At 77.9% G+C, this 757-nt stretch carries 2 protein-coding genes; both read right to left on the reverse strand.

Translation table 11 applies throughout. The annotated features are described in order from the left end of the window. Positions 1–211, reverse strand: a 211-nt coding sequence (locus tag DZG00_RS16035) for a putative immunity protein (RefSeq protein WP_375342516.1), incomplete at its 3' end; no start/stop codon positions are given. Between the two features lie 29 nt (positions 212–240). Next, on the reverse strand, positions 241–757 hold a 517-nt coding region (locus tag DZG00_RS16040; protein ID WP_147360094.1), incomplete at its 5' end, for a phosphotransferase family protein.

The raw sequence follows: 757 nt of genomic DNA on the forward strand, positions 1-757 counted from the left end.
CATGGCACGCGAAGGCCAGGGCGCGCATCGCGCCGACCCCCAGGGATCCGTCCGCGAACGCCGCCGCGCCGGCGACGGCGTCGCGCAGCCGGCCGTCGTCCGGGCGCTCGGTGGAGAAGACCGGGAGCAGCCGCGCCGCGCACGCCGCCGCCCAGACGATGAGCTGCCGGCGGTCGCCCTCGGGGAGCGTCAGGTCGGCGGCGTCGATCACGCGTCCAGCGTTCCACGCGGTGCGGGGGATCAGCTCAGGACGCGCTCCGCCGCCTCGAGCACCAGGTCGAGCAGCGCGACGAGCTCGGCGGCGGCGGACTCGGCGGGCTCGTCGGGGAGGCTGCCGCGGCGCGGTGCGGATCCGGCGTCGAGGGCGGCCACGAGATCCGCCGCGAGCTTCCAGCGCAGCGCCGTCGACGCGTCGAGGCCGAGGCGCACGACGTCCGTCGGCACGTCCGAGCCGGCCGACCGGATCCCCCGCGCGTAGCGGTCGACGGCGTCGTCGCGCACGGCCGCCACGTCAGCGGCCGACGCGTCGCCCCGCCGCACCGAGGAGCACAGCAGCGACGCGAGGTCGGCGCCCACCGGTCCCGGTCCCACCGACTCCCAGTCGATGAGCACGATCCCGGTCGCATCGCGGAACACGTTGGCGCCCGTGGCGTCGTGGTGGCAGAGCGTCGTGGGCAGCGTCTCGAGCGCGGCGCGCACGCGGTCCTGTCCGGCGAGCAGCCGCGCGGCCGCGGGGATGCGCGCGCCGAGCCGGGCG

This window comes from Clavibacter lycopersici (assembly GCF_003576405.1).
In the GTDB taxonomy this organism is placed as follows: Bacteria; Actinomycetota; Actinomycetes; order Actinomycetales; family Microbacteriaceae; genus Clavibacter; species Clavibacter lycopersici.